The organism is Acetobacterium sp. (assembly GCF_030652775.1).
GTDB lineage: Bacteria > Bacillota > Clostridia > Eubacteriales > Eubacteriaceae > Acetobacterium.
On the sequence record NZ_JAUSPS010000075.1, the window covers coordinates 86,607 to 101,230 of the forward strand.

The following is a 14,624-nucleotide window of genomic DNA, read 5'->3' on the forward strand; positions in this document are numbered from 1 at the left end:
AGGAAAAAAGATGCGTATTGCAGAGATGTTTGTCAAACCGATTGATCGGGATATTAAAGGTGTCATTAAAGTAGGCCAGGACGATGATGTCAACATTTATCAGGAACTGGATGAATATGTTGTTACCAAAGAGTTGCTAAAACATTTCCGCAGCTTTTTCGAAAGTTATAAAAATAGCATCACTGGCCATACTGATAAAATGGGGGTCTGGATTTCCGGTTTCTTTGGTTCCGGTAAGTCCCACTTTCTCAAAATTTTATCTTATCTGTTAGAAAACAGAGACGTCAACGGCAAAAAAGCCATTGAGTTTTTTACCGACGGCAGCAAGTTAAACGATTCCGTAATTATGGCAAACATTCGCCTGGCTGAAAATGTCTCAAGTGACGTAATCCTCTTCAATATCGATTCCAAAAGCGAATCCAACTCCAAATCCTCAAAAGATGCCATTATCGATGTCTTCATGAAGGTCTTCAATGAAATGCAGGGCTTCTGCGGTTCACTGCCCTTTCTGGCCGATCTGGAACGCAAACTCGCTGATGACGGAAATTTTGAAAGCTTTAAAGCCGCCTATGCAGATGCCTTCGGCAATGCCTGGGAGGATGCCCGAGAAGACTTCTATTTTATCCAGGACGAACTGGTGGAAGTTTTAGCAAAACAGGGGATTATGAGTGAAGAAGCCGCCCGAACCTGGTGTGAGAAAGCCGCCGACACGTATACCCTTTCGATCGAAAAGTTTGCCAGTTTGATCCGACACTATTGTGACAAAAAGGGCAGTAACCATCATGTCGTCTTTATGGTCGATGAAATCGGCCAGTACATAGCTGATGATGCCCGACTGATGCTCAATCTTCAGACCGTCACCGAAGATCTGGGCACAGCCTGTGGCGGTAAGGCCTGGGTGATCATCACCAGTCAGCAGGATATTGATGCTGTTGTAACCGTCAAAGGCAATGACTTTTCCAAAATCCAGGGACGCTTTGACACCCGGCTCTCGCTGTCCAGCGCCAACGTCGATGAAGTTATCCGCAAGCGGATTCTGGAAAAAAATCAGGCCGGGATGGTAACCCTGCAGCTTTATTATGACCAAAAAGAATCGGTGATCAAAAATCTGATCACCTTTTCCGGCGAAGTAGAAAAGAAGCTCTACCAAAACCGTGACGAGTTCGCCGGGGTTTACCCCTTTATCCCTTATCAATTTAATTTGTTGGGACAGGTTTTAACTGCCATCCGTAATCACAGCGCCTCCGGGAAGCATCTGGCCGAAGGCGAACGCTCGATGATTGCCCTCTTCAAGGAATCGGCGATGTCGCTGATGGAAGCGACCGAAGGAGCGCTGGTGCCCTTTTATACCTTTTACAACGCCCTGGATCAGTTTATTGACCACACCCACCGCATTGTCATTAAGCAGGCTGAAGAAAATACCCTGCTGGAACCGCTGGATGTGGAGTTATTAAAAATTCTCTTTATGATCAAACACGTCAAAGAGATTAAAGCCAATACCGAAAACATCACCACCCTGATGGTGTCAAACGTCGATGATGACCGGATCAACCTGAGAAAAAAAGTAGAGGCCTCGCTAAGCCGCCTGATTGCCCAGACCCTGGTTCAAAAAAACGGCGACGTTTATATGTTTTTGACCAACGAAGAGCAGGATATTAACCGGGCGATTCAGAATGAAGCGGTGGAAATGGGTGAAATCATCAACGAAGCCGCCGCGATCATCTTTCAGGGAATCATTAAAGAAAACAAATACCGCTACAATAACCGCTACCATTTTCCTTATAACCAGATTGTCGATGGACGGTATTTTAAGAACAACCAATCCGAGGAAATGGCAGTTCAGATTATTACCCCCTATCATGATTACGAGTACAAAACCGAAACCCTCCGGATGCTGTCGGCCCAGAAGCCCCAGGTGCTGGTGCACCTCCCCGGCGATGCCACCTTTCTGGATGAAATCATTGAGAAATTAAAACTCAGTAAATATTTGAGCACAAAGGGAATGGATCTTAAGAAAAACTTAGGGAGCATTAAGCGGGCCAAACAGGATGAGCTGATTGAAAAGAAACAGCGGATTCGGATTTTTATTGAAGAAGCGATTAAACATGCTGATATTTACGTGTCTGGCGATAAGATCAATATTCCCAACAAAGACCCGGAAAGCCGGATCAATGATGGCTTAAGTAAGCTGGTCAATGCTCGCTACAATAAGCTCTATTATATGGAAACCCAGCCCCAGTCTGCGGACATTGAGCAGCTTTTCAAATCAACCGGCCAGATTGCCATGGGCGATGCCAATGCCTCGACGGCCAACAACCTAGCGCTCGAGGATCTATTAAACGCCATTGAGCTACTGTCCCGGCACACCAAAATTTCCTTAAAATCCCTGATCAAACATTTTTCCGATGCCCCCTACGGCTTTATTGACTGGGACGTCCGTTGGTTAGTCGCGATGCTCTTCAAACAGGGAAAGGCCAGCCTGATTTTAAACAGCGAAACCCTGTGCCCGGTCGAAGCCGACCCCAAAGAGCTACTAAAGCTGCTGACCAAAACCGAGTTTGCCGACAAACTCTTAATTGAAAAACGGGAACATCCCACTGAGGTACAGATAAAATCGGTTAAAGAAGTGATGAAGGGTCTCTTCGCGATGACAGCCATTGAAGATGAAGAAGATACCATTATCAAAAGCTTCAAATCTCGAGCAAAAAGTAAGCTGAAAGAAATAGAGGCTCTGCTGATTGAATACCGCTTTGAACAACGATTCCCGGGTAAGACGATTCTTTTAAGTGGCAAAGCGATGCTCGAAACCATATTAAATATGAGCAATGCCCTGATATTTTTTAAACACGTCAACGACCATCGCGATGACCTCCTGGATCTGGGGGATGATCTGGAACCGATTATCAGCTTTTTTAACAGCGAACAAAAAAAGATTCTCAAAACTGCCTTTAACTATCTCGATATTTATGAAAACAGCAAAAACTATATTGTCGATCAGGAACTCCGCGACACCATTGCAGAAATCCGGCAGGTTGCCCAAAAGTCCAGCCCCTACAATGATATTTTTAAACTGCCGGATGCCTTAAGCCGCTATGCCAAACGCCATAGTGCCCTGATTGCCGTGGAAGTCGAACCGATCCGGGCGCTTGTTTTAAGTGATGAAAGCGACGTGCTGGCGCAACTAACGCCGATGGAAGTCAAGGAAAAATTTGAAAGCCGCTATATCAAAACCTTTCGGGAACTGATTGATAAGCTGGAAGGTTCCAACGAAATAGCGACGGTTAAAAATATCCGCTACGAAAGTGAAACCCTGAAAGAACGCTTTATTCATGAGATTGTCGATTACAAAAACGCCATCGTGGTGGTTTACCCACCGGCTCCGGTCGGGGGCGGAACGGTAGCGGAGCCACCGCCTAAAAAAACAAAAATCGTCAAGCTTAAAACCATGCAAATTCCTACTACCGTCACCATCGAAAAGGAAAGCGACGTGGAAGCTTTTATCCAGACCGTGAAAAGCGAATTATTAAAAGAACTGAACCGCAGCGATGATACCATCATCAATCTGACCATTTAAGGGAGCCCAGCACATGAATAAGACCGCCATTAAAGAATTTGCCGTAACGGCGCGAAAAAAACTGATTGCCTCGGTTAAAGACAAGGCCGGAAAAATCGGCATTACCGAAGACAGCATCACCACGGCCATTACCACCGGCAACGGATTTGCTGTGTTTCCCAGCCATTTTGGGACGGAAACAAAATTGGTCGGAAAAGAACTGCAACAACGGGAAAACCTGATCAGTCAGATTAAAGAAAAAGGCTATCACACCGTCATCGAAGAGGTAGCCTATACCTGGTTTAACCGGATCATCGCCATCCGCTTTATGGAAGTTAACGACTATCTCCCCACCCGGGTGCGGGTGCTGTCTTCAGAAACAAAAGACAAGTTTGAACCAGATCTGGTAACCTTGGCTCCCAATATTGAACTGGCTTTAACTTCTGCCGAAAAGGATGAGATACTGAGCCTTAAAATGAAAAATGAGTTGGATAATCTTTTTCGGATGCTCTTGATCAGACAATGCAACGCCCTGGGAGAAATCTTGCCAAAACTGTTTGAAAACACCTCCACTGCCAACCGCGATTATACCGAAATTCTGTTGGATATTTCCTATACTAAAGAAGACAGCATCATTCGGGATCTGCTTAAGATCGATGAGGCAGATTTTCGGGATGCGGTGGAGATTATCGGGTGGATGTATCAGTATTACAACACCGAGCCCAAAGACGAAACCTTTGCCCTCTTAAAAAAGAACGTCAAAATTACCAAAGAGCGGATTCCTTCGGCCACTCAGCTTTTCACGCCCGACTGGATTGTCCGGTATATGGTGGAAAACAGCTTGGGGCGTTTGTGGCTGGAGCACTGTCAGGCAGAAGCGGGACTATCAAACGAGTATTTAAATGCCAGTTATTTTGGCTGGAAATATTATCTGGAGGAAGCCGAACAGGACCCAGAGGTACGGATGCAGCTGGAAATGCTGCGCCAAGATACCAGAAATCTCAGCCCGGAAGACATTAAAGTGATTGATCCCTGTATGGGCAGCGGTCATATCCTCGTTTATGCCTTTGAGGTGCTGATGCAGATTTATGAAAGTTGCGGTTATACCCAGCGGGATGCCGCCAGACTGATTATTGGAAAGAACCTTTACGGTCTCGATATCGATGACCGGGCTTTTCAGCTGGCCTATTTTGCCGTGATGATGAAGGGACGAAAATATAATCGCCGGATTTTAACCAGAGAAATACAAACAAACCTTTGTAGCATTCAGGAAAGCAACGCGATTAAAACGGAGTTGATCAGCTTTATTGCAGATGGCAATGAAAGTCTCTTTAATGATACCCAGGCTCTGATTAATGTGTTTATCGATGCCAAAGAATATGGCAGCATTCTGGAAATGCCGGAAATTGATTTTGAAGTGCTGAATAAACGGGTCAACGAAATTACAGCAGCAGTTTATGACAACATTATGGATCGGATTATTCAGGACGATGTAAGACTTCATTTTGTTCCAATATTGAAACAGACGGAGATCATGGCCGAAAAATACGATGCTGTGATTACCAATCCACCTTATATGGGAAGTAGTGGGATGGGGCCGAAGCTGGGGGATTATGTTAAGAAGCATTATCCTGATAGTAAAAGTGATATGAGTACGGTTTTTATGCAGAAATCATTGGATATGTGCAAATCTAATGGAATGATGGCGATGATCAATATACCCGTTTGGATGTTTTTATCAAGCTATGAAAAGTTACGGAAAACGATTGTAGAAAGTAATACATTTACAAATATGCTCCACTTTGGTCGTGGTGTGTTTGGCTCTGATTTTGGAACAACATCATTTGTGATATCGAAAAAAAATGTTCCGTTTTTTAATGCTACGTATAGAAGGCTTTTTATGAAACAGGGTGCAGTTGATAGTATCAATCAGAAAGAGAAATGGTTTTTTGAAGGTCGTGGAAAACATATAATGAAGCAGGAAAGCTTTGGGAAAATCCCTGGAATGCCAATAGCTTATTGGGTGAGTGAGAAGCTTGAAAATGTTTTTCAAGAACAAAAACCACTTTCATATTATGGAGTAACAAGAAGGGGTTTACAAACGGGAGAAGGACCTCTATTTATTAGATTTTGGTATGAAATAAAAAATAAAGATTTCTTTTCACATTATGGTAATTATTCTAAATCAAATACATACACTTGGTTTCCGTTAAATAGTGGTGGCCCTTATAGAAAATGGTATGGTAATATTGTTAATGTAGTGAATTGGAAAAATGATGGACAAAAAATTAAGTTAACAAGTAAAGCGATTATTCCTTCTGAAAATAAATATTTTCTTCCAGTGATTAGTTGGAATAAAGTTACTTCAGGGAAATTATCTGTAAGGTATCAAAATTATGGAGTAATTCCAGGTGATGCAAGTCCCTTTTTTTACTCGGTAAATATTTCTATATTAAGTTATATAATGGCAATATTAAATAGTTTTGTAACGGAATCAATTGTTGCAGTTCTTAGTCCGACACTTAACTTTGAAGTTGGAAATATTGCAAAAGTGCCAATTTATTTTGATGAAGATTTAATAGACATGGTAAATGAATTAGTTGCTGAAAATATTCAAATTTCCAAATTAGACTGGGACTCTTTTGAAGTCTCATGGGATTTTAAATACCATGCCTTATTAGACAATGAAAATCGCTACTATACATCATTCGAAAATGAAGACAAAATTTTCCCAAAAGATGAAACTGATCAAATACCATACAAACAGTCGCTTGCTCTAGCTTACAGCAATTGGGAAACTTTCACCGAAAACCAATTCGCCCAACTCAAAGCCAACGAAGAAGAACTCAACCGGATCTTTATCGAAATCTATGGTCTGGAAGACGAACTCACCCCGGAGGTGGAAGATAAGGACGTCACCATCCGCAAGGCTGATCTGGGCCGGGATATCCGTTCCCTGATTTCTTATGCGGTGGGCTGTATGCTGGGTCGTTATTCGCTGGATGTAGAAGGCCTTGTCTATGCCGGTGGCGAGTGGGAAGCAGGCAAGTACACCACCATCATTCCAGACAAGGACAATATCATTCCCATCACCGATGCAGAATATTTTGATGACGACATGGTAGCCCGGCTGGTTAACTTTGTCAAAGTGGTTTACGGGGAAGCATCCCTGGAAGAAAATCTCGACTTTATTGCCGGTGCCTTGGGGAACAAGGGTAACACCGCCCGGGAGGTCATTCGGAATTATTTCCTCAAAGATTTTTATAAAGACCACCTAAAAATCTATCAGAAACGGCCAATTTACTGGCTCTTTGACAGCGGCAAAGAAAACAGCTTTAAAACGTTAATCTATATGCACCGTTACGATCAGGACACAGTCGGCCGGGTGCGGACCGATTATCTCCATAAAATCCAGGCCAAGCTGGAAGATAGTCTTAACCACTGCAATGTCATCCTCGGCAGTGAAGCCCCGGCCGCGGAGAAAGCCGCAGCAGTAAAGAAGAAGGAAAAACTGATCAAACAATTGGCCGAAACCCGACTTTATGACCAGGCCATCGCCCACATCGCCCTGAGCCGCCTCGCCATCGATTTGGATGACGGGGTCAAGGTGAACTACGCCAAATTCCAGGATGTCGAAGTCGCCAGTGAAGGGAAGAAAGCGGTCAAAGTTAATCTGCTGGCTAAGATTTAGGTGAGAAATGAAAATATATAAATATAGCATCGCAGTTGCATTAATAATTACAATAGTATCATGCCTAATAAGCATAGCATTAAATAATGGTACTTTAGCGATTTGCTTTGAGCAAACTAAAACTCTTATCGAATCTAATATCGATAGTTATAATAGTATTTTGTTTGGAATTTTCACAAGTGCATTACTTACATTTATTATGTCAATCATTGGCTATAACGTAGAAAAAAATCGATTGATTAGAAGTATTTGGATAAATTCGAAAAAGCTCTATCAGGATTTTTATTTATTGATATTTAAAAATATAAGTAATGACAGTTTAGAAGAAACTGATTTTGTTAAAATAATAGCGCAAACGGGATTTAATGAAAAAGTACAAGAATGGAATAGTTTTTATCTTTTATCATTAGTAACAGCAAATAACGAATTGGATTTTATCTTTAGAAGGAGCGATTTAGCTAAGATGGTAAAAAATATTCAAAAGGATATTGCACAATTAAGTCGCATTATGGAATCATTTATGAATATTTATGTAAATGAAGAAGTTGGCGCACAATGTGTTAGAGTTGATATTGAAAAACTGTTTAGAATAATAAAAAAACAGGATGAAGGTTTGTTTATCGATAGTATAAAAAAACACTTAGATGATTTGTTTGAACTTTTTAAAGCAGAAGTAGTTGATGCTTTTTAAATGTAGAAATATCTCAAAATTGAGAAATGCAACGTGGGGTCGTATTATAAAAATACTACAAGAGTAATACTTCAGCTAATGCAGAATTTGTACAACAAAAAAAGATGATAGGTAAGAAGAATTATTAAAATAAATATCGTAAAAGTATGTATCGTTGATCTGGGTTATAGATAAAACGAAACAAAAAAAGGGGTGAAATCATGGCACGTCATATTACAGAACTGGAAATAGAAAGCTTTCGTGGGGTAAAAGAACTGAAGCTCAAAGATCTTGGAGATATCAATATTTTTGTTGGAGACAACAACTCGGGCAAAACAAGCGTTTTAGAAGCCATACAAATATTATGTGATCCAAGTGAGTTTAATATAATGCAGGTTGCCAGACAACGGGATAAATACAAGTCGACCTCCAGTTTTGGGTTATCACTGTTTGATCTATTTTTGTATTTATTTAACGGTTTATCAGATATGAAAGAAAATAATCAATATCGAATGGCCTTATCGGCAGTCATACACGATGAAGTTCTGAAGGCGAAGGTCGAGGGGATACTTGTTGATGTGTTAATTGAAGGCAAACAAGTATCAGGAAACAATGCGGAATCAGGAACAATTGAGAATCACGGCCTCATAGAAATGCAGGAAGAGGTAAAAACTTTTGTTGGCAGCATAAAAACCATCCTGCCTGAATTTGATCAGGTTTCGGTATTTAATGGAAAAGAACGTGAAGAGAACATTGAAATCAATCGCTACACAAAACAAATCAGATCTTCAAAAGATAAGTCCGTGATCAAGGTGAAAAGCATCCAGGTTATTGATCATGTCGTGGATAATGCATTTGATGAGCTCATAAAAAATCGCAAGATAAAAGAAAAGACATTAACCCTGTTAAAGGATTTTGAACCGGGAATTACCGATTTGCGTTATATTAACGATGATGGTCGTTTTGTACCAGTGGTAGAAAGCGAGTTGCCCGATTATCTGCCCCTTTCGATGTATGGGGATGGGATGAAAAAAGCGTTGACCATTTTAAATGCTCTGGTATCGGCAGAAAACGGTATTGTGATCATCGATGAATTTGAAACAGCTATCCATACAACCGCAATGGAAAATGTATTCCGGTTTATGATTACCGTAGCTAAAGAATTAAATGTTCAACTTTTTTTAACAACTCACAGCATTGAAGCAGTTGATAAGGTTCTAACCAGTGCCGGGGCGGATGTCGACAACATACGTGTTATTACTTTAAAAAAGGATCAGAAAACAGGAAAAACGCTGTCGAGAAATTTAATAGGCAGTGAAGTGCAGCAGGATCGGGATGCTTTTGATTTTGAGGTGAGGGTATGAACAAAGTTATTCTCTGCGAGGGAAAAACCGATGCGGTGCTTTTAAGTTACTATCTCAATAAAGTGTGCGGTTTTGAAGTCGACAAAGGGAAGGTTACTAATCAGCTTACCCTTGGTCAGAACAAGGGCAATGAATTATTTTCATGGTATCGAAAAAATAACGATTATCTTGGAATTTGGGGGATTGGTGGTAAGAATTGTTTCAAAAAAGCCATTAGTGAATTTTTTAATGTTCTAAAAAAATCGCCCGATACAATGAACTATGATGCAATTGGTATTGTTTGTGATCGGGATTTAGAAATAAATGATGCGATAGTTTTATCTGAACTCAGCGGATTTTTTACAGAAGCGAATATGATCTTTGAGAATAATCAAATCCGTAATGGCGATTATTATAATAGTTTCGGTGAAAAAAGAATCATCAGTACATTTGCATTAATCATTCCCCAGGAACGATTTGGTGCACTGGAAACAGTGTTATTGGAGGCACTGAAAGGGAATGACTATGACCGAAAAATAGTGGAGAAAAGCGATTATTTTGTCAATGAAATCCGTGGCGACGCAGCACAATACATCAAAACCGATCGTTTAGTATTAAAAGCCAAACTTTCGACAGTATTTGCTATTATGACGCCAGAAAAAGTTTTCAGTTTTATCGACGAACTTTTAGTAACCACAGTCAAATGGGAAGAAAAAGAATACTTGAATGAGTTATTTGGTGAATTGGTGGAATTTATCAATCAGGGTGACATATGAATCTGCAAACTATTCAAGAACAAATAAATAAAAAATTTCTGGGCGATGGACGAAGGCTTGTTTTCTGGTACGATGATAAGGGTCAGTTTATCAATGACGTGGATCGTCTGGTCTTAGACAATGCAACGATCCACCGTTTAACCGGGGAAAACACGCTGTACACCAAGTTTTTACTTGAGTGTGAGGATCAAACTAACAATTACCTGATCTACGCGCCCTTCCCCAAGCCAGCGGACAAGGATAACCATTTGGCAGATACTGCTTATTATTCCCGACCCTATTATACAGATAAGGTTTCGTTGTTCTGCGACGAATATTGTGTGCCTGAAAAATATAAGGAACAGCTTTCCCAGTATGGAAAGTTTTGGAAATCTAATGAACGGATTGACAAATTGGCAGCTTTAGGGATCGAAGAATATAATCCGGAAATCATTGAAATCGGACTTCTTGCCGTGATAGTAGGGGTGAAAACCCCCAGCCTGCATGAGATTCTTAAAAAAATGATTATCAGCGGTGGGGTGGAGCTAAATAAATACCTGGATGAGTTTGAAAAAATCGATCTGCTGTCTAGTTTTTGGGCCTTATGTACCAAATATTACGGCTATGTGGAGGAAAACAAAACTTTTAAAAAACTGGTCGCCACGCTTTTGGTTACCCACACGGCCAATTCGTTTACCGGGGAACTGCCAAAAAGCTGGCTACCTTTTGTTTCACATAAGAAAAACGATGTGGCTATTTTTGTGTCTAATTTTATGAATAATATTTACTTGCAGGATCGATATGATGAAATCGCCAGAGAAATTGGCCGGAAATTAAAAGTCGATGATTTTCTGGCTTCGGTTCCGACTGAGAAATACTTTGAGTGTGACACCTTCGCAGCCTTTGATATTCATATCATCAAGGCGATGGCCGAAGACCTGGTCAACCGGGGTGCCCCGCTGCCAGAGGAACACCGGGAAATGATCAGAAACCGTCGTGCCCGAAAACACTTTTCCCAGACCTATCAGCAGTATTACAAAGCTTTGGATAAAGCCGATCAGCTGGTTGGCGGCATTCAGGCATTTTCACAGGAGCTGCTTGAAGCTGGGAATGCTGATAAATTTATTCAGATGTATGCCACAAAATGGGAAAGTATTGACCGCTATTACCGCAGTTTTTATACGGCCTATGACAAGATCCCGGGCGATGAGGCATTGCATCAATTAAGAAGCTGGGTTGAAAACTTGTATACCAATGCCTATCTGTTGAAGTTGTCGATCGCCTGGGCGGACACCCTGGAAAAGGTCAGTGGTTGGCATCAATTGGCTGGCGAAAAACAGTGGCATTTTTATCAACGACAGGTAGCAGCGGCGGTAAAAAAAGAAGTAACAGTGGTGATTATTTCCGACGCCCTCCGTTATGAGGCTGGGATTGAACTTGATAAACGACTGAATGAGCGGGCAAACACCAAATCGGAAATCAGTCCGATGATTTCGGTGCTGCCATCCTTTACCCGTCTGGGCATGGCGGCGCTGCTGCCGCATCAATCCCTGACCATTAATTCAGCCTGTGATGTGCTAGTCGATGGGATGCCCTGTTTATCCAGTGAACAGCGGGAGAAGATCTTAAAAACCCGTCATCCGCTATCGGTTGTTGCCACCTATCAGGCGGTGATGGCGATGAATCGGGAGTCCATCCGCAAACTCATGACCGGGCAGGAGCTGATCTATATCTATCATAATCAGATCGATGCCCGGGGCGATCATATGGCCACAGAAAATGAAGTATTTACGGCAGTGGATGAGACGGTCAGTGAACTCATGAATCTGATTCAAAAACTGACGGTCGATAAATCGATTACCAATTACATCATCACCGCCGATCATGGCTTTATTTATAAGCGTGATAAGCTCGATGAAAGTGATAAGCTTACCTTGTCGAAACAGTCCGGCGACTTTATCAATAAGCGGTTCATCCTATCCAATCAATCATCCGACTTAAATGGAACACTGACTTATCCTCTGGATTACGCTGGCGCTCAGAATAGTGATGTCTTGGTTACCGTTCCCCGCGGTGTGGACGTTTTTAAAACCCCGGGCGGCGGGCAGAACTTTGTCCACGGTGGGGCCAGCCTTCAGGAAATAGTGATTCCGCTGATAAAAGTCAAGACCGAAAAAAGAAAGCAAAACGTTGAAAATGTCGAGGTTGTCCTAACCTCGGTGACCCGCAAGATTAACAACCTGATTGTCTATCTGGATTTTCTTCAAAAAGAAGCCGTTACCGATCGTCTGCGGCCAGCTAAGGTTGAAGTTTACTTTGAAAGCGCGTCCGGCGATAAAATATCCGACCAGGAAATCATCGTCGCAGATCGAAAAGACCAGGACGTTGATAATCGCATGTTTAAAGAAAAATTTATCTTTAGAAATCAGAAATATTCAAAAGATGAAAAGTACGATCTGGTCATGAAGGATGTCGGATCAGATATGGAATTGGCACGGCATGAATTTATCATCGATATTGCCTTTGCCGATAATTTTGGATTTTAGTTAGTCAGCGGAAAAAGAGAGGTATCAAATGAATGCATTATCTGAAAAGCTAATCGAGGTTTTTGAAGGGAAAATCGTGCGCAAGGATCTGACCAAAAAAATCAAAGAGGGTGCCAATGTCCCCATTTATGTACTGGAGTACCTGTTAGGGATGTATTGCTCAACCACCGACGAAGAGCTCATTACCCAGGGGATTACGACCGTAAAGAATATCCTGGCGGATAACTTTGTCAGGCCGGATGAAGCTCAGAAGATTATCTCAAAACTCAGGGAACGTGGCTCTTATACAGTGATTGACAATGTTTCGGTAAAACTGAATTTTCGCAATGATGTCTATGAAGCGGAGTTCTCCAACTTGGGGATAAAAAATGTCCCGGTGCCGGAACAGTATGCCTCGGATTATGAGCGGTTACTCTGCGGCGGAATCTGGTGCATTATCCAGTTGGAATACTTTTATGATGAAGGGGACAAAAGCCGATGTCCCTTTATCATTCAAAAGCTGACCCCCATCCAGATGCCAAACCTCGATTTAGAAGAAGTCATTCGCAGTCGGGAACGATTTACAAAGGATGAATGGATCGATGTGCTGCTGCGATCGATTGGCATGGCACCAGACAAATTCAATGACCGGGTGAAGTGGCTGCTATTAACCCGGATGATTCCCCTGGTTGAGAACAACTTCAATCTTTGTGAACTGGGACCCCGGGGAACCGGTAAATCCCATGTTTATAAAGAAATCTCCCCCAACAGCATCCTCGTTTCTGGCGGTCAAACCACGGTAGCGAATCTTTTTTACAATATGTCCAACAAAACGGTGGGACTGGTGGGAATGTGGGACTGTGTCGCCTTTGACGAGGTGGCTGGGATTACCTTTAAAGATAAAGACGGCGTTCAGATCATGAAGGATTATATGGCTTCCGGGTCGTTTTCTCGGGGTAAAGAAGAAAAGAATGCCTCAGCCTCCATGGTGTTTGTAGGTAATATCAATCAGAGTGTCGATGTGCTCTTAAAAACCTCACACCTCTTCGAACCATTCCCTGAGGCGATGGCCTGTGACAGTGCTTTTTTCGATCGGATGCACTGTTATGTTCCTGGTTGGGAGATCCCCAAATACCGACCGGAATTTTTCACTAACGACTATGGTTTTATCACTGATTATCTGTCTGAATTTTTGCGAGAGCTTCGAAAAACATCCTATTCGGATATGTTTGACCCTTATTTCAAACTGGGAAATAATCTCAATCAGCGGGATGTGATTGCCGTAAGGAAGATGGCCTCCGGCCTGATGAAGTTGGTTTATCCCCATGGTAAATGCGATAAGGATGGGGTTGAGGAAATCCTCCGACTGGCCCTTGAAAGTCGTCGCCGAGTGAAGGAACAGCTGAAGAAAATCGGCGGGATGGAATTCTATGATGTGAATTTCTCCTATATTGACAATGAAAGCTTTGGAGAAGAGTTTGTTCCGGTACCGGAACAGGGTGGCGGGAAACTTATCCCCCAAGGTTTGCATAAACCAGGGCAGGTGTATACCGTCAGCCGGGGGAAATCCGGGATGATTGGTGTCTTCAAACTGGAAACCGAAATGGTCGCCGGCTCCGGAAAATTTGAGCGGACTGGTTTTGGATCCGATCGCGACGCCAAAGAAGCTATTGAAACCGCCTACCGTTATTTAAAAGCCAACAGTCGCAATATCAGCGGCACCATCAGCATGACCACCAAAGATTATCTTATGCATTTACAGGATTTAAACGGGATCGGCATCACCAGTCAGTTGACCCTGGCAGCATTGGTGGCTCTCTGTTCGGCGGCGATGAAAAAACCGGTGATCAGCAGCCTGGCGATTCTTGGCAATCTTAGTATCGGGGGAACCATTATGAAGGTGGAAGAATTAGCTAATGTACTCCAGGTCTGCCTCGATAGCGGAGCGAAAAAGGTGCTGCTGCCGATTGCCGCTACCGTCGATATGGTCTCGGTGCCACCGGAACTGATGGGTAAGTTTAATCTGATTTTCTATCAAAGCCCGGAAGATGCGGTGTTTAAGGCGCTGGGAGTGGAGTAGTTCGAAA

General features: G+C 42.4%; 7 protein-coding genes. All 7 read left to right on the forward strand.

Features of this window, described 5'->3' with window-relative positions; translation table 11 throughout:
- The first annotated feature begins 10 nt into the window (after positions 1-10).
- The 7 genes from brxC (at position 11) to brxL (ending at position 14,617) form a co-directional block, all read left to right on the forward strand.
- A complete protein-coding gene (gene brxC, locus Q7J41_RS14030; RefSeq protein WP_304889058.1) occupies positions 11-3,574 on the forward strand; it encodes a BREX system P-loop protein BrxC in 3,564 nt (1,187 codons plus the stop codon).
- Positions 3,575-3,587: 13 nt separating this feature from the next.
- Complete coding sequence (gene pglX, locus Q7J41_RS14035; protein WP_304889059.1) at positions 3,588-7,244, forward strand: BREX-1 system adenine-specific DNA-methyltransferase PglX; 3,657 nt, start codon at positions 3,588-3,590, stop codon at positions 7,242-7,244.
- A 7-nt stretch (positions 7,245-7,251) separates the two neighbouring features.
- Positions 7,252-7,935: a hypothetical protein gene (locus Q7J41_RS14040; RefSeq protein WP_304889060.1), complete on the forward strand. Its 684-nt coding sequence runs from the start codon at positions 7,252-7,254 to the stop codon at positions 7,933-7,935.
- A 200-nt stretch (positions 7,936-8,135) separates the two neighbouring features.
- Complete coding sequence (locus Q7J41_RS14045) at positions 8,136-9,278, forward strand: ATP/GTP-binding protein (protein WP_304889061.1); 1,143 nt, start codon at positions 8,136-8,138, stop codon at positions 9,276-9,278.
- Positions 9,275-10,033, forward strand: coding sequence for a DUF3226 domain-containing protein (locus Q7J41_RS14050; protein ID WP_304889062.1), 759 nt, complete (start codon positions 9,275-9,277; stop codon positions 10,031-10,033). The genes Q7J41_RS14045 and Q7J41_RS14050 overlap by 4 nt, the downstream gene beginning before the upstream one ends.
- Complete coding sequence (gene pglZ / locus Q7J41_RS14055) at positions 10,030-12,558, forward strand: BREX-1 system phosphatase PglZ type A (RefSeq protein ID WP_304889063.1); 2,529 nt, start codon at positions 10,030-10,032, stop codon at positions 12,556-12,558. Before Q7J41_RS14050 ends, pglZ begins: the two co-directional genes overlap by 4 nt.
- A 28-nt stretch (positions 12,559-12,586) precedes the next feature.
- Positions 12,587-14,617, forward strand: a complete 2,031-nt coding sequence (gene brxL / locus Q7J41_RS14060; RefSeq protein WP_304889064.1) for a protease Lon-related BREX system protein BrxL — start codon at positions 12,587-12,589, stop codon at positions 14,615-14,617.
- The last annotated feature ends 7 nt before the right edge of the window (positions 14,618-14,624 follow it).

Coding starts and splice junctions, on each gene's coding strand:
- brxC (WP_304889058.1), top strand. CDS start 11: ATGCGTATTGCAGAGATGTTTGTCAAACCGATTGATCGGGATATTAAA.
- pglX (WP_304889059.1), top strand. CDS start 3,588: ATGAATAAGACCGCCATTAAAGAATTTGCCGTAACGGCGCGAAAAAAA.
- Q7J41_RS14040 (WP_304889060.1), top strand. CDS start 7,252: ATGAAAATATATAAATATAGCATCGCAGTTGCATTAATAATTACAATA.
- Q7J41_RS14045 (WP_304889061.1), top strand. CDS start 8,136: ATGGCACGTCATATTACAGAACTGGAAATAGAAAGCTTTCGTGGGGTA.
- Q7J41_RS14050 (WP_304889062.1), top strand. CDS start 9,275: ATGAACAAAGTTATTCTCTGCGAGGGAAAAACCGATGCGGTGCTTTTA.
- pglZ (WP_304889063.1), top strand. CDS start 10,030: ATGAATCTGCAAACTATTCAAGAACAAATAAATAAAAAATTTCTGGGC.
- brxL (WP_304889064.1), top strand. CDS start 12,587: ATGAATGCATTATCTGAAAAGCTAATCGAGGTTTTTGAAGGGAAAATC.